Annotated in this window: 15 protein-coding genes; 7 read left to right on the top strand and 8 right to left on the bottom strand. The window is 55.5% G+C overall.

Annotation, left to right across the window (positions count from 1 at the left end):
• Positions 1-32: 32 nt before the first annotated feature.
• The 3 genes from QRD42_RS10325 to xapA form a co-directional block, all read right to left on the bottom strand.
• Positions 33-923 carry a LysR family transcriptional regulator gene (locus tag QRD42_RS10325; RefSeq protein ID WP_321987047.1) on the bottom strand — a complete coding sequence of 297 codons (891 nt, stop codon included), beginning with the start codon at positions 921-923 and terminating at the stop codon, positions 33-35.
• A gap of 25 nt (positions 924-948) precedes the next feature.
• Positions 949-2,208 carry a nucleoside permease gene (locus QRD42_RS10320; RefSeq protein ID WP_321987046.1) on the bottom strand — a complete coding sequence of 420 codons (1,260 nt, stop codon included), beginning with the start codon at positions 2,206-2,208 and terminating at the stop codon, positions 949-951.
• Between the two features lie 61 nt (positions 2,209-2,269).
• Positions 2,270-3,103, bottom strand: coding sequence for a xanthosine phosphorylase (gene xapA, locus QRD42_RS10315; protein WP_321987045.1), 834 nt, complete (start codon positions 3,101-3,103; stop codon positions 2,270-2,272).
• A 248-nt stretch (positions 3,104-3,351) separates the two neighbouring features.
• Between xapA and QRD42_RS10310 the strand changes: the two genes are divergently transcribed.
• Together QRD42_RS10310 and QRD42_RS10305 are read left to right on the top strand one after the other, a co-directional pair.
• The gene (locus QRD42_RS10310; RefSeq protein WP_318363326.1) at positions 3,352-3,696 is read left to right on the top strand and encodes a FlxA-like family protein; all 345 of its coding nucleotides are present in this window, start codon (positions 3,352-3,354) and stop codon (positions 3,694-3,696) included.
• A gap of 181 nt (positions 3,697-3,877) precedes the next feature.
• Positions 3,878-4,882, top strand: coding sequence for a bile acid:sodium symporter family protein (locus QRD42_RS10305; RefSeq protein WP_321987044.1), 1,005 nt, complete (start codon positions 3,878-3,880; stop codon positions 4,880-4,882).
• On the opposite strand, the gene QRD42_RS10300 is transcribed toward QRD42_RS10305, so the two are convergent.
• From QRD42_RS10300 to zipA, 3 genes are all read right to left on the bottom strand, one after another.
• Entirely contained in the window at positions 4,879-5,094 is a 216-nt protein-coding gene (locus tag QRD42_RS10300) for a DUF3820 family protein (protein ID WP_072567675.1), read from the bottom strand. The two genes, QRD42_RS10305 and QRD42_RS10300, sit on opposite strands and share 4 nt — an antisense overlap.
• Position 5,095: 1 nt before the next feature.
• On the bottom strand, positions 5,096-7,114 hold the full coding sequence (ligA, locus tag QRD42_RS10295; RefSeq protein WP_321987043.1) for an NAD-dependent DNA ligase LigA: 2,019 nt from the start codon (positions 7,112-7,114) through the stop codon (positions 5,096-5,098).
• A 71-nt stretch (positions 7,115-7,185) separates the two neighbouring features.
• Positions 7,186-8,229 (bottom strand): cell division protein ZipA, encoded by a 1,044-nt coding sequence (gene zipA, locus QRD42_RS10290; RefSeq protein ID WP_072567673.1) that lies wholly within the window; start codon positions 8,227-8,229, stop codon positions 7,186-7,188.
• Between the two features lie 229 nt (positions 8,230-8,458).
• Between zipA and cysZ the strand changes: the two genes are divergently transcribed.
• The 5 genes from cysZ to crr all read left to right on the top strand — a co-directional run bounded on the left by cysZ (position 8,459) and on the right by crr (position 13,296).
• Positions 8,459-9,220, top strand: a complete 762-nt coding sequence (gene cysZ / locus QRD42_RS10285; protein ID WP_321987042.1) for a sulfate transporter CysZ — start codon at positions 8,459-8,461, stop codon at positions 9,218-9,220.
• Positions 9,221-9,360: 140 nt separating this feature from the next.
• A complete protein-coding gene (gene cysK / locus QRD42_RS10280) occupies positions 9,361-10,332 on the top strand; it encodes a cysteine synthase A (protein ID WP_072567671.1) in 972 nt (323 codons plus the stop codon).
• Positions 10,333-10,716: 384 nt separating this feature from the next.
• A complete protein-coding gene (ptsH, locus tag QRD42_RS10275) occupies positions 10,717-10,974 on the top strand; it encodes a phosphocarrier protein Hpr (protein WP_043017126.1) in 258 nt (85 codons plus the stop codon).
• Positions 10,975-11,018: 44 nt separating this feature from the next.
• Complete coding sequence (gene ptsI / locus QRD42_RS10270; protein WP_072567670.1) at positions 11,019-12,746, top strand: phosphoenolpyruvate-protein phosphotransferase PtsI; 1,728 nt, start codon at positions 11,019-11,021, stop codon at positions 12,744-12,746.
• A gap of 40 nt (positions 12,747-12,786) precedes the next feature.
• The gene (gene crr, locus QRD42_RS10265; RefSeq protein ID WP_049841435.1) at positions 12,787-13,296 is read left to right on the top strand and encodes a PTS glucose transporter subunit IIA; all 510 of its coding nucleotides are present in this window, start codon (positions 12,787-12,789) and stop codon (positions 13,294-13,296) included.
• 61 nt (positions 13,297-13,357) lie between these two features.
• On the opposite strand, the gene pdxK is transcribed toward crr, so the two are convergent.
• Complete coding sequence (gene pdxK / locus QRD42_RS10260; RefSeq protein WP_072567669.1) at positions 13,358-14,203, bottom strand: pyridoxine/pyridoxal/pyridoxamine kinase; 846 nt, start codon at positions 14,201-14,203, stop codon at positions 13,358-13,360.
• An 11-nt stretch (positions 14,204-14,214) separates the two neighbouring features.
• Positions 14,215-15,126: a cysteine synthase CysM gene (gene cysM, locus QRD42_RS10255; protein ID WP_321987041.1), complete on the bottom strand. Its 912-nt coding sequence runs from the start codon at positions 15,124-15,126 to the stop codon at positions 14,215-14,217.
• Positions 15,127-15,271 lie beyond the last annotated feature (145 nt).

The raw sequence follows: 15,271 nt of genomic DNA, 5'->3' as shown, positions 1-15,271 counted from the left end.
ATGCCCGGCAAGCCTGCGCCGCCGGGCATGAGTTACGCTTGTTGCGTCAGCGCCGCCAGCAAACCCGCTAACACCGGCGTCACCTGTTTTTCCTCATACACCACATACAAATCCGCGGGAATACGCTCTTCTAGCGGGCGAAATGCCACTCCAGGCCACTGCATTTGCGCGTAGCTGTCCGCCATCAGGGTGATGCCCATCCCCATGCTGATCATCGCCAGCACCGTTTGCGGCTCCACCGCTTCGCGCACAATCACCGGCGAAAATCCTGCCCGCTGGCAGACCCGTTGCAGGAACGCCCAGTCAGAATGCACCGACGGCAGCGTGACAAAATGTTCATCGCGCAATAGCGCCAGCGGAATGGATGCGCGGGCCGTCAGCGGATGCTCATCCGGCATCGCCACCAGAAACGCCGCCTGCTGCACCCGCTGGCGGGTCAAACCGGCGGGCAAATCCTGCGCCATCCGCCAGATGCCGGCATCCAGCTCCCGCCGCTCCAGCAGCGTCTGCTGCCTTCCGGGTGATTTCTCACGAAACCGCACCTCGACGTCCGGATTGTCCTTCAGAAAGCGATACAGGACGTTACGCATGCCGCCCCACAGCGCCGTGCCCACCACGCCCAGCTCAATGCGCCCTGCCTCGCCTCGCCCGATCTGCTCCACCCGCGCCAGCGCCTGGTTGACGTTACTCAGCAGACAGCGCGACTCCTCCAGCAAAATCTTTCCCGCATGGGTTAACACCACGCTGCGGGAATGGCGGACAAACAGTTGCGTCCCCAGCTGGTTTTCCAGGTCTTTGATGTGAAAACTCAGGGGCGGCTGCGACATGTTAAGGCGGGCCGCAGCCCGCCCGAAGTGCAGTTCTTCTGCCACAGCCAGAAAATAGCGCAGCAGTTTCAGGTCGATTTTGTACAGCGGTTCCATCAGATTCGCACGCCTGCGAGGATCATTAAGCCTCTGAACGTACCACATCTGCGCGCTTATCAGGTTGATGTTTATAGTTAAAGGCGAAATAAAAGATCACCGCCAGCGCCAGGGCATAGCCAGCAAACACCAGCCAGATGGTCTGCCAGTCCTTCACGCCATCAACGGAAAAATAATCCACCGCCAGCCCGCTCAGGATAGAGCCGACATAGGCCCCGACGCCATTGACCATGGTCATAAACAGACCCTGCGCGCTGGCGCGGATCTCTGAACTGACCTCCTGCTCAACAAACACCGAACCGGAAATGTTGAAGAAATCAAAAGCGCAGCCGTAAACAATCATCGACATCAGCAGCAGCATGCAGCCGAACGGCGACGGATCGCCAAAGGCGAACAGCCCAAAGCGCAGCATCCACGCCACCATGCTCATCAGCATCACCGTTTTTATGCCGTAACGCCGCAGAAAAAACGGGATGGTGAGGATAAAACCGATCTCCGCCATTTGCGATACAGACAGCAAAATCGACGGGTATCTCACCACCAGGCTGTCGGCAAACTCCGGCTGGCGGGCAAAGTCATGCAGGAAGGGGTTGCCAAACACGTTAGTGATTTGCAGCACCGCGCCCAGCAGCATGGCAAAGAGAAAAAACACCGCCATACGGGGATTTTTGAACAACACAAAAGCATCGAGGCCGAGCTTACTGCTCCACGACTGCGACACTTTTTTCGCCACCGTCAGGATTCTGGGCAGCGTTAAGGAGTAGGCCGCAAGACACAGGGATGAAGCGGAGGCAATATAGAGCTGCGCGCTGCTAAGCTCCAGATCCATCAGGCTTACCGTCCACATAGCAATGATAAAACCCACTGTACCGTAAACGCGGATCGGCGGAAAATGGCTTACCGTATCTAACTCTGCCTGCTCAAGGCAGGAATACGAAATACTGTTCGACAGCGCAATGGTCGGCATAAATGCCATCGCATTGACCAGCATCACCCAGAACATCAGATCTGGCGTACTGACGCTGGCGGCATAAAACATCGCCCCGGCACATACCAGATGGCAAAGCAGGTAAGCCCGCTCCGCCCGCAGCCATTTATCGGCGATGATCCCCATAATGCCCGGCATGATAATAGCCGCCAGCCCTTTCGAGCTGTAGACCATCCCCACATTTGCGCCGGTAAAATGCAGGGTATTGATCATGTACGAACCGAGGGTCACCAGCCAGCTTCCCCAGATGAAGTACTGCAAAAACGACATGATTTTTAAGCGAACCGTGATCCCCATAGCCTTTTCCTTGTCGCAGAAAGACAAACCGCCCCGGCCAGCGGAGCGGTATTTGTGATTATCAGGCCAGCTTGCGCAGGAAACCGCAAATCAGGTCGATGAAGTTCTGCCGCGAAAGTTCCGCTGCGGCGAGGGTCTGCGCATGGGAAAGCTTCACGTCCCCCAGCCCTTCCGCCAGGTTGGTGATGGCCGACACCGCCACCACTTTCATTCCGCAATGGCGGGCGGAAATGACTTCCGGCACCACGGACATGCCCACCACATCGCCGCCGATAATCTGCATCATACGGATCTCCGCCGCCGTTTCGAAGTTCGGGCCGGAGTAAGAGACGAACACTCCTTCACTGAGCGGGAAACCCGCTTCCTGCGCCACGGTGTGCAGCAGCGCGCGGTAATCCGCGTCATAGGCGTTCGCCAGGGAGAAAAACCGTTCGCCGAAGCGGTCATCGTTCGGCCCGCACAGCGGCGATCCCGGCATAGTGTTGATGTGATCTGAAAGGGCGACAAGACTGCCCGGCCCGACTTCCGGACGCAGCGATCCGGCAGCATTGGTACAGAACAGCAGTTCACAGCCCAGCAGCTTAAAGGTGCGCACCGCATCGGTCATTACCGTCATCCCGCGGCCTTCATAAAAGTGCCCACGGCCTTTCATACACACCACCGGCACGCCCGCCAGCGTGCCGAGCACCAGCTCGCCCGCGTGACCGTGTACTGTGCTGACCGGGAAGCCCGGCAAGTCTTCATAAGAGATGGCTACCGCATCCTGGATCTGATCTGCCAGCGCGCCCAGCCCGGAACCTAAAATAAAGGCCACGCGCGGGGTGAAGTTGGGTTTGCGTGCGCGGATGATGTCAGCACAGGTAAAAGGATGATCGGAAAAATGCGAAGAGGTCATGGCGCGTCCTTAATCGTTATGTATTGCCATGCGGAGAGGGTTCCGCGGGTACTCTGGCTTTATAACGAGTCAGCGGCTTTCCTGACCAATACACTTTTTGGTGCCTATTGATAGCGCCTCTGTATCAATGGCGGGGGTCAGCAAATTGTCGTCAGAATTATTTACGCTGGTAATGATAAAGAGCGCGAGTATCAAGCTCTGCTGAAAAATGCCGATAAAACAATTTTATGGCAAACAAGGAGTTCATCATGACCACCATCTCGACGACCACCCCGTCAGTGCAAACCGGCGGCAGTACTGGCTCGTCCAGCGCAGGGAACGACACCGCGGCGCAGATCAGCCGTCTGACGCAGAAAATCAACAAACTGACCGCGCAGCTGAAAGAAGTGGCGAACGGCTCAGGCACTGTCGAAGAAAAGCAAAAGCAGCAGGAGCAGATCCGCGCGCAGATCCAGATGCTCCAGGCACAGCTGGCGCAGCTGCAAAACGAGCAGGCCAAAGAAGCGGAAAAGAAACAAGAGCAAAAACAGCTGACCCAGGCCGAAGGCGTCAATAACCCGTCTGACGACCACAAGATCGATATTTATATTTAACCGCGCAACTGCATCTGGCTCCGGCTTTCCGCCGGGCCTTTCCCCCGCCCTGCCTTTTTTACTCTTCTGAATTGCACGTATCGGATCCTTAACCTATCTGTTTCATAAATGAATGACAGAAATGACTTTTATTTCGCAGAGAGAAAAACGCAGAATAACGATACTGACTTCAGGAGTGTTTATGAAAATTTTCCGCATTCTCGATCCCTTCACCTTAACGCTGGTGGCGGTGGTATTACTGGCGTCGTTCTTCCCGGCGCGCGGTGGGTTTGTGCCCTTTTTTGAGGGGCTGACGACCGCCGCCATCGCCCTGCTGTTCTTTATGCATGGCGCAAAACTCTCCCGCGAAGCCATTATCGCCGGCGGCAGCCACTGGCGGCTGCATCTGTGGGTGATGTGCAGCACCTTTGTGGTGTTCCCGGTGCTGGGCGTCCTGTTTGCCTGGTGGGCGCCGGTTAACGTCAGCCCGGAGCTGTACACCGGTTTTCTGTATCTGTGCATTCTGCCCGCCACCGTGCAGTCCGCCATTGCCTTTACTTCCCTTGCCGGGGGTAACGTGGCCGCGGCCGTCTGTTCGGCGTCAGCGTCGAGTCTGCTGGGGATTTTCCTGTCGCCGCTGCTGGTGGGCCTGGTGATGAATATGCACGGCGCGGAAGGCAGCCTTGAGCAGGTAGGAAAAATTATGCTGCAACTGCTGCTGCCGTTCGTGCTGGGCCACCTGTCGCGTCCGTGGACCGCAGGCTTTGTGACCAAGCATAAAAAATGGATTTCGAAAACGGACCAGACGTCGATCCTGCTGGTGGTCTATTCAGCCTTCAGCGAGGCCGTGGTGAACGGCATCTGGCATAAAGTGGGCGCAGGCTCGCTGCTGTTTATTGTCGTCGTCAGCATTGTGCTGCTGGCGATTATCATCGGCATCAATATTTTTGCCGCCCGCCGCTTCGGGTTTAACAAAGCCGATGAGATCACCATTGTTTTCTGCGGCTCGAAGAAAAGCCTCGCCAATGGTGTTCCGATGGCGAACATTCTTTTTCCCGCTTCGGCGGTGGGCATGATGGTGCTACCGCTGATGATTTTCCATCAGATCCAGCTGATGGTCTGTGCGGTGATGGCGCGACGCTATAAGCATCAGACAGAGGTGTCGCAGGCGCAGGAGGCTGCTGCCTCCGACGCCACGCGGGGTTAAGGACGTCGCAGGGGCTGCACCAGCTGCGTCAGCCCCTCAGTTTTTATCAGCAGGGTGAATGCCATCAGCTGACCAAGATGCCCGGCGGGGAATTCATCCTTACGGGCAAACCACAGCAAATACTCTTCCGGTAAATCAATCAGCCTGCGCCCTTTGTATTTCCCAAAGGGCATTTCGGTATTGGCGATTTCAATCAGCTGCGCTTTATCCATTTCACGCACCCAATAAACGGATCATCTCCGCCTCGTCGATCACCTCTATCCCCAGCTCCTGCGCCTTCGCCAGCTTCGATCCGGCGGCTTCGCCTGCGATCACCAGATCGGTTTTCTTCGACACGCTGCCCGCAACCTTCGCCCCCAGCGCCAGCAGCGCCGCTTTGGCATCATCACGTGACATCTGGCTCAGGCTGCCGGTCAGCACGATGGTTTTACCGGCGAACGGACTGTCGATTTCTTCGGCGTTGACCACCACAGGCGCCGCCCAGTGGATCCCCACTTCTTCCACCAGTTGGCGGATCACGTCCCTATTGCTCTCTTCATCCAGAAAGTGACGCACATGGGTGGCGACCACAATGCCGACGTCCGGCACTTTTTGCAGTTCGTCGATGGAGGCGGCAATCAGCGCGTCCAGCGTGCCGAAATAGGCTGCCAGCCCGGCGGCGGTGGCTTCACCCACTTCACGAATGCCCAGCGCGTACAGGAAACGGGCAAAGGTGGTCTCTTTCGATTTTTCCAGCGCGTTAACGATATTCTGCGCGGATTTCGGCCCCATGCGATCCAGCCCGGTGAGTTTCCCGGCGGTGAGTCTGAACAGATCCGCTGGCGTATGGACGTACTCTTTCTCCACCAGCTGGTCGATAATTTTATCGCCCATGCCGTCGACATCCATGGCACGGCGCGAGACAAAGTGCTTAAGAGATTCTTTACGCTGCGCGCCGCAGATCAGGCCGCCGGTACAGCGGGTTACCGCTTCGCCTTCTACGCGCTCCACATCCGAGCCGCAGACCGGGCAATGGGTCGGGAATTCTACTTCGCGGGTATTCGCCGGACGCTCCGACTCAATGACGTTCACCACCTGCGGGATAACATCCCCGGCGCGGCGGATCACCACTTTATCGCCGATTTTCAGCCCCAGGCGGGCAATTTCATCGGCGTTATGCAGCGTGGCGTTACTGACCAGCACCCCCGCGACATGCACCGGCTCCAGACGCGCCACCGGCGTGATGGCACCGGTACGCCCCACCTGGAATTCAACATCGCGCACCCAGGTCATCTGCTCCTGGGCCGGGAATTTAAAGGCCACCGCCCAGCGCGGCGCACGGGCGACAAAGCCCAGCTGCTCCTGGAGATCCAGCGAGTCCACCTTGATCACCACGCCGTCAATATCGAAACCCAGCTGCGGGCGGTCTTCTTCGACCTTGTGATAAAAATCCAGCACCGCCTGCGGCGTGTCGCAAATGCGGATACGGTCGCTGACCGGCAGTCCCCAGCGTTTGAACTGCTGTAACCGTTCAAGATGGCTGCGCGGTAGTTCGCCGCCTTCCAGAATACCGACGCCGTAGCAGAAGAAGGTTAACGGGCGTTTGGCGGTGATGCGCGGATCAAGCTGGCGCAGCGAGCCCGCGGCGGCGTTACGCGGGTTGGCAAAAATTTTACCGCCAGTGCGCCGGGCTTCCTCGTTGATCTTCTCAAATCCCGCCTGCGGGAGGAACACTTCGCCGCGCACTTCGAGGCGCGCCGGAATATTGTCACCGTGCAGCTTCAGAGGAATGGCGCGGATGGTGCGTACGTTGGTGGTGATGTCTTCACCGGTCGTGCCGTCGCCGCGTGTGGCAGCGCGGATCAGCACACCGTTCTCATAAAGAATACTCACCGCAAGGCCGTCCAGCTTCAGTTCGCAGCAATAGCTCAGCGCGTCTGTGCTTTTCAGTCGATCCTGCACGCGTTTGTTAAAAGCCAGAAAGCTCTCTTCATCAAAGACGTTTTCCAGCGACAGCATGGGCACTTCGTGGCGGATCTGGGTAAAGGCGCTTAAAGGTGCGGCGCCCACGCGCTGGGTTGGCGAGTCGGGGGTGATCAGGTCGGGATGCTGCGCTTCCAGTTCACGCAGTTCACGCAACAGCCGATCGTATTCAGCATCGGGCACTTCCGGCGCGTCCATCACGTGATACAGGTATTCATGATGGCGAAGCGTGGTTCGCAGTTCTGTGAGTTGTTGTTCGATTGATTCCATAACACACCATCAATAATAAAAACCCCCGACAGGCGGGGGTTCAGGAAGGGGTTAAAACAGCCATACGCAGTTTACGCGTTTGCCTCTTTAACTTCGCGAATGCGGGCCTGATACTCACGCAGCTTTTGCGGCGTCATCATACGGCGCTGATCGTCTAACACCATGCCGCCGACTTCATCAGCAATGTACTGAGCAGATTGCAGCATAAGCTTGAAGTTTTGCAACTCATCGCCATAAGACGGCACCTGCATAAAGATAGTGACGCCAGGCGTGGTGAAGTTGCCGGTCATTTCCGGATCGAAGGTACCAGGATTGACCATGTTTGCCAGGCTAAACAGGGCCGGGCCGCTGCCGTCCGGGCTGAGGTGACGATGGAAAATGTTCATGTCGCCAAACATAAAGCCGGCCTGTTGAATGCTGTTAAGCAGCACGTCGCCGTTCAGCTCAGTGCCCTGATGCGCGGCCACGCTCATCACAATCACCGTTTCTTTACGCTTCGGCGGCTCAGGCGCGATAACCGGCTCTTCAACGACGGGCGCTGGAGCGGGTTCTGGCTGCTGCGGCGCGCTGTACTGCGGCTCGACGTGCGGCGCAGGCTGCGGTTGATGCGTGACAGGCTGCTGGTGAACAGGCTGTTGTTGAGCCGGTTGCGGATGAACTGGCTGTTGATGTACGGGTTGCGGCTGAGCCGGTTGTTGATGCACTGGCTGTTGATGAACAGGCTGCTGCGGCTGCTGTACCGGCTGACGCGGCGGCTCCTCATAAGCCACCGGCGCGCTGTCACGCGGCGGCACGGGTGCCGTCGGGCGAGGCTGTGCCGACGCATAAGGCGGCTGATACTGGTGCTGAGGCGAACGCGGGGCATCCTGCTCAGGGGCTGTTCCCGGTGCAGGGTTAACCCGGTGAACCCGAACTTCACCTACGCCATCGTCGGCGTCTTCGTCGATGTCATCCTCAAAAGGTTCATCATCGCGACGCGACTTCATGCGTTTTAATGGGCGATCGCGGAACATAGAAGAGCGCTCTTTCCGGCTGGTCCAGAACCCATGTACCAGCAGAGCGATTATGGCGATCGCGCCAACAATGATTAATATCAGACGCAAATCCTGCATCATTATATTCTCTGTTGTTCTAACACCTTGCCACCACGGCAAACATTTACTCACTAAGAGTATTTGCCGATTCCCGCAAGTGCAAGTGCACACATGGCTTTCACTGCATAAAGATGAACAAAATCGTGCTTTTTGCTGTTTTTTCGAACATTTCCGAACTAGCCAGCGGCGCGTAAACCGCTAATATAGCCGTGCACTTTCCCTGGCTGTTAATAAAGGAGTCTGGCCTGATATGGGTTTATCATCTGCAACCGCGCCTCGTAGCGGCGTCTGGTACTTTTCTCAGGGCTGGAAGCTCATCACCCTCCCCGGCATTCGCCGCTTTGTGATCATGCCGCTGCTGGTCAATATTCTGCTGATGGGCGCCGCGTTTTTATGGCTCTTTTTACAGCTCGACAGCTGGATCCCGCAACTTATGTCCCACGTACCCGACTGGCTCCAGTGGCTGAGCTATTTACTGTGGCCTCTGGTGGTCATTTCGGTGGTGCTGGTGTTCGGCTATTTCTTCTCAACCCTCGCCAACTGGATCGCGGCCCCCTTCAACGGCCTGCTGGCGGAACAGCTGGAAGCGCGTCTGACCGGCGCAACGCCGCCGGATGCAGGGATCGCCGCCATCATGAAAGACATTCCGCGCATCATGAAGCGTGAATGGCAGAAACTGGCGTGGTATCTGCCGCGGGCCCTGGTGTTGCTGCTTCTTTATTTCATCCCTGGCATTGGTCAGACGGTCGCTCCCGTGCTGTGGTTCCTGTTCAGCGCCTGGATGCTGGCGATTCAGTACTGCGATTATCCCTTTGATAATCATAAAGTGCCCTTTAAAACCATGCGCGAGGCGTTACGCCAGCAAAAGGTCACAAATATGCAGTTTGGCGCGCTGACCAGCCTGTTTACGCTGATCCCGTTCTTTAACCTGGTCATCATGCCGGTGGCAGTGTGCGGCGCAACGGCGATGTGGGTGGACTGTTATCGGCCAAAACACGCGCTGTGGAAGTGAGTGGATTATTCCTCTTCTTATTCCATACTTGTTGTCATTATTTCTCATCAGCATATAGATATGCGAAATCCTTACTTCCGCATCATTCTTAACCGCGTATGCTGATGACGTTCCCAAATTCATACAGTTAAGGACGGGCTATGAGTAAGATTTTTGAAGACAACTCGTTGACTATCGGTCATACGCCGCTGGTTCGACTGAACCGCATCGGCAATGGACGCATCCTAGCGAAGGTTGAATCCCGCAACCCGAGCTTCAGCGTGAAATGCCGTATCGGTGCCAATATGATTTGGGATGCCGAAAAACGTGGTGTGCTGAAACAGGGTGTTGAACTGGTTGAACCGACCAGCGGCAACACCGGTATCGCGCTGGCCTATGTGGCTGCCGCGCGCGGTTACAAGCTGACGCTGACCATGCCGGAAACCATGAGCATTGAACGCCGCAAACTGCTAAAAGCGCTGGGCGCGAACCTGGTGCTGACCGAAGGCGCGAAAGGTATGAAAGGCGCGATCCAGAAGGCGGAAGAAATTGTCGCCAGCGATCCATCGAAATACCTGCTGCTTCAGCAGTTCAGCAACCCGGCGAACCCGGAAATCCACGAAAAAACCACTGGCCCGGAAATCTGGGAAGATACCGACGGACAGGTTGATGTGTTTATCGCAGGCGTGGGCACCGGCGGTACGCTGACCGGAGTGAGCCGTTATATTAAAAATACCAAAGGCAAAACGGATCTCATCACCGTGGCGGTTGAACCGACCGACTCCCCGGTGATCAAGCAGGCGCTGGCGGGCGAAGAGCTTAAGCCAGGCCCGCATAAAATCCAGGGTATCGGCGCAGGCTTTATTCCTGGCAACCTGGATCTTAAGCTTATCGACAAAGTGGTCACCATCACTAACGAAGAAGCCATCGACACCGCGCGTCGTCTGATGGAAGAAGAAGGTATCCTGGCAGGCATCTCTTCCGGAGCCGCCGTTGCGGCAGCATTGAAATTGCAGGAAGACGAAACCTTTACCAACAAGAATATTGTCGTTATTCTCCCTTCTTCAGGTGAGCGTTATTTGAGCACTGCGCTGTTTGCCGATCTCTTCACTGAAAAAGAACTGCAACAGTAATGTCTGCACAGTAAAATCGCGCAAAAAAGCACCTGTCAGGGTGCTTTTTTGTGGCGCACGTCAAACTTTCCACTCGCGCAGCATTGCGTCGCCCCTGCAGGTCTGGTATTTAAGCACCACATTTATTTCGAAGCGCGAAATTAATCGAATTGTGACTTTGTGCCAGCTGAATCGATTTAATCATTTGGTTCAGGTCTCGCTTTCGCGGCATAATGATTAATGACGGACGAAACCTTAACGGCCAGAAGTTTCCGGCCCGGATTTGCGTCAACACGCTTCTGTATCGCGTCCCGTTACTCTCGGCGCTAACAATACAGGCTAAAGTTAAGCCGCCAGGCTAGACTTTAGTTCCACAACACTAAACCTATAAGTTGGGGAAATACAATGTTCCAGCAAGAAGTTACCATTACCGCTCCGAACGGTCTGCATACCCGCCCTGCTGCTCAGTTTGTTAAAGAAGCAAAAGGCTTCTCCTCTGAGATCACTGTGACCTCCAATGGCAAAAGCGCCAGTGCTAAAAGCCTGTTCAAACTGCAAACTCTGGGTCTGACTCAGGGTACTGTGGTTACGCTGTCCGCAGAAGGCGAAGACGAGCAGAAAGCCGTTGAGCATCTGGTTAAACTGATGGCTGAACTCGAGTAAGTTCACGGGTTCTTTTAAAAATCAGTCACAAGTAAGGTAGGGTTATGATTTCAGGCATTTTAGCATCCCCGGGTATCGCTTTCGGCAAAGCATTGCTGCTGAAAGAAGACGAGATCGTCATCGACCGGAAAAAAATTTCTGCCGACAAGGTTGATCAGGAAGTTGAACGTTTTCTGAGCGGTCGTGCCAAGGCATCAGCGCAACTGGAAGCCATTAAGACTAAAGCTGGCGAAACTTTCGGTGAAGAAAAAGAAGCCATCTTCGAAGGGCACATTATGCTGCTCGAAGATGAGGAGCTTGAGCAGGAAATCATAGCCCTGATTAAAGATAAGCACGTCACTGCTGATGCAGCCGCGCACGAAATTATCGAAGGTCAGGCCACCGCTCTTGAAGAGCTGGATGACGAATACCTGAAAGAACGCGCCGCTGACGTGCGTGACATCGGTAAACGTCTGCTGCGCAATATCCTTGGCCTGGCGATTATCGATCTCAGCGCAATTCAGGATGAAGTCATCCTGGTCGCTGCCGATCTGACTCCGTCCGAAACCGCACAGCTGAACCTGAAGAAGGTGCTGGGCTTTATCACCGACGTTGGCGGCCGTACCTCCCACACCTCTATCATGGCGCGTTCTCTTGAGCTGCCAGCGATTGTGGGCACCGGTAGCGTCACCTCGCAGGTGAAAAACGACGACTATCTGATTCTGGATGCCGTAAACAATCTGGTTTACGTCAATCCGACCAACGAAGAGATCGAAAAACTGCGTGCCGTGCAGGAACAGGTCGCCAGCGAAAAAGCTGAACTGGCGAAGCTGAAAGATCTGCCGGCAATCACGCTCGACGGCCATCAGGTTGAAGTGTGCGCCAACATTGGTACTGTCCGCGATGTAGACGGTGCTGAGCGCAACGGCGCGGAAGGCGTCGGCCTGTACCGCACCGAATTCCTGTTCATGGATCGCGACTCTCTGCCAAGCGAAGAAGAGCAGTTTGCGGCCTATAAAGCGGTTGCAGAAGCCTGTGGCTCGCAAGCGGTTATCGTCCGTACCATGGACATTGGCGGCGATAAAGAGCTGCCGTACATGAACTTCCCGAAAGAAGAAAACCCGTTCCTGGGCTGGCGTGCGGTACGTATCGCCATGGATCGTAAAGAGATCCTCCGCGATCAGGTTCGCGCCATCCTGCGCGCCTCCGCCTTCGGCAAACTGCGCATCATGTTCCCGATGATCATCTCTGTAGAAGAAGTGCGTACGCTGAAAAAAGAGATCGAGATCTACAAACAGGAACTGCGTGACGAAGGTAAAGCCTTTGACGAGAGCATTGAAGTGGGCGTGATGGTGGAAACCCCTGCCGCAGCGACCATTGCCCGTCACCTGGCGAAAGAAGTTGATTTCTTTAGCATCGGTACCAATGATTTAACGCAGTATACGCTGGCAGTTGACCGTGGTAATGATATGATTTCACATCTTTACCAGCCGATGTCACCGTCCGTGCTGACGCTTATCAAGCAAGTCATTGATGCTTCTCATGCTGAAGGCAAATGGACTGGCATGTGTGGTGAGCTAGCAGGCGATGAACGTGCTACACTTCTGTTGCTGGGGATGGGTCTGGATGAATTCAGTATGAGTGCCATTTCTATCCCGCGCATTAAGAAGATTATCCGTAACACGAACTTCGAAGATGCGAAGGTATTAGCAGAGCAGGCTCTTGCTCAACCGACAACGGACGAGTTAATGACGCTGGTTAACAAGTTCATTGAAGAAAAAACAATCTGCTAATCCACGAGATGCGGCCCAAATTACTGCTTAGGAGAAGATCATGGGTTTGTTCGATAAACTGAAATCTCTGGTTTCTGACGATAAGAAAGATACCGGAACCATTGAGATTATCGCTCCGCTGTCTGGCGAGATCGTCAATATTGAAGATGTGCCGGATGTAGTGTTTGCTGAAAAAATCGTTGGTGATGGCATCGCTATCAAACCAACCGGCAACAAAATGGTGGCACCGGTTGACGGTACCATCGGCAAAATCTTTGAAACCAACCATGCCTTCTCTATCGAATCCGATAGCGGCATTGAGCTGTTCGTTCACTTCGGTATTGATACCGTTGAACTGAAAGGCGAAGGTTTCAAACGTATCGCCGAAGAAGGCCAGCGCGTTAAAGTTGGCGACCCGGTCATCGAGTTCGATCTGGCACTGCTGGAAGAGAAAGCCAAGTCTACCCTGACGCCGGTTGTTATCTCCAACATGGACGAAATCAAAGAGCTGATCAAACTGTCCGGTAGCGTGACCGTGGGCGAAACCCCGGTTATCCGCATCAAGAAGTAATTCTTGCCGCACATAAAAAAGGCACCGTCAGGGTGCCTTTTTTTTGCCTGTCGCTTTGCGTTCAGACCAGGTCTGGCGGCAGCAGCAGTTCATCACGGCCGGTATCCAGCGTATAACGCATCACCTCAAAAACCCGCGTTCCCGCCTTTTTCACCGCGTCGCTCAGGCTTAAGCCTTTTACGATGCCGCTGGTCAGTTCGGCGCAGAACAGATCGCCGGTGCCTTTTAAATCTGTCGCCACGCGCGGATGGGTGATCACTTCCACACTGTCTGCCGTGACCAGCACCACGTGCATGTCGTCGCTGTCGGCAACGCCCGGCGCACTGGTGATAACAATCCATTTCAGAGAATCAGAGAGCAGCCCTTTGGCGGCGGCGATGGCGCTGTCATGATCGCGGCACGGTTTGCCGGTCAGCACTTCCAGTTCGAAAACGTTCGGCGTCAGCCCCTGCGCCAGCGGCAGCAGATGCTGGCGATAGGCGTCCGGCAGCTCCGGCTTGACGTAAATACCGCTGTCGATGTCGCCAATAACCGGGTCCACCAGGATCAGCAGATCAGGATGCTGCGCCTTCAGCGCCGTCAGCCAGCGCGCCAGAATAGCAATCTGCGACGCATTGCCCATATAACCGGTGGTCACCGCGCGTACCTGGCGCAGCGCATCCCGCTCCTGCAACGCTTGTAAATAACCGCTGAACCATTCGTCGGGGATCACGCCGCCGTAGAAGGTATCGTAATGCGGGGTATTACTGAGCAGCACCGTCGGAACGGCGATCACATTGAGATGGTGACGTTTGATGGTCGGCACGCCAATGCTGTTACCGACGCTGCCGTAAACTACCTGCGACTGCACGGCGACAATATCCGCCTGTAACGCTCTGGTTTTATCGTTGAACAACACCATGTTCATTGTTGCCTCCTTTAGATGCCTGAACCCTGAGAATAACTCTCTTCACCAAACACGCCGGTGGAGAGATAACGATCGCCGCGATCGCAGATAATGGCCACCACGACCGTGCCCGGCATGGCCTTTGCCACGCGTAACGCCCCGGCGACCGCGCCGCCGGAACTGACGCCGCAGAAGATGCCTTCCCGGGTGGCCAGCTCGCGCATGATATTCTCTGCTTCACGCTGATGAATATCCAGTACCTCGTCCACCAGCGCGGCATTAAAGATCCCCGGCATATATTCAGCGGGCCAGCGACGGATGCCAGGAATGCTGCTGCCCTCTTCCGGTTGCAGACCGACAATGGTCACCGCTTTTTCCTGCTCGCGCAGAAAACGGGATACGCCGGTGATGGTGCCGGTGGTACCCATGCTGGAGACAAAGTGAGTGATCCGTCCGCCGGTTTGCTGCCAGATTTCCGGCCCGGTGGTGGTGTAGTGTGCGTAAGGGTTATCAGGATTATTGAACTGATCCAGCAGCTTGCCTTCGCCGCGCTGCGCCATCTCAGCCGCCAGATCGCGTGCGCCTTCCATGCCCTGCTCTTTGCTGACCAGCACCAGTTCAGCGCCATAGGCGCGCATTGCCGCCCTGCGCTCCTGGCTCATGTTGTCCGGCATCAGCAGTTTCATGCGGTAGCCTTTCATCGCGGCGATCATCGCCAGCGCAATGCCGGTATTACCGCTGGTGGCCTCGATCAGCACATCGCCGGGTTTAATTTCACCGCGCTTTTCCGCCTGAACGATCATCGATAAAGCCGCACGATCTTTCACCGATCCAGCCGGGTTATTGCCCTCCAGCTTGACCCAGATTTCACTGCCATTATCCGGAGTCATGCGCTGGAGTTTCACCAGCGGCGTATTGCCGATAGTGTCTTCTAATGTATTCACAAACGCTGTCCAATAAAAAGCCCGGTGGCGCTACGCTTACCGGGCCTACATGCATAACCCAGACCTGGACCACCCGGCAAAAACAAGATGGCGATAACTTATCAGCCACGCCCGGTCAGGTCTATATTCACTGTGACGTTTCTGT

The organism is Enterobacter sp. PGRG2 (assembly GCF_030291195.1).
GTDB lineage: Bacteria > Pseudomonadota > Gammaproteobacteria > Enterobacterales > Enterobacteriaceae > Enterobacter_D.
Note: the sequence above shows the minus strand (reverse complement) of the source record. Positions and strands in the feature narration are given on the sequence as shown.